Source organism: Aliiroseovarius sediminis (assembly GCF_022678485.1).
Classification (GTDB): domain Bacteria; phylum Pseudomonadota; class Alphaproteobacteria; order Rhodobacterales; family Rhodobacteraceae; genus Aliiroseovarius; species Aliiroseovarius sediminis.
On record NZ_JALBYP010000002.1, the window covers coordinates 1 to 221 of the forward strand.

The window sequence follows — 221 nt, forward strand, 5'->3', positions numbered from 1 at the left end:
TGGTGTCGAAAGAGGATTTAAACCTCGCTCAAGAGAATGACCGGCTTCGACGTGAGAACCGTCTTCTCAAGGAGGAGAGGGAGATCCTAAAAAACAAATGGATTATGGCGCACCGGGACACTGATATGGTGTCGAAAGAGGATTTAAACCTCGCTCAAGAGAATGACCGGCTTCGACGTGAGAACCGTCTTCTCAAGGAGGAGAGGGAGATCCTAAAAAAC

At 48.4% G+C, this 221-nt stretch carries 1 pseudogene; it reads left to right on the top strand.

Features of this window, described 5'->3' with window-relative positions:
- Positions 1 to 2: 2 nt before the first annotated feature.
- A pseudogene (locus tag MN186_RS00010) lies at positions 3 to 221 on the top strand (hypothetical protein); the annotation flags it as partial.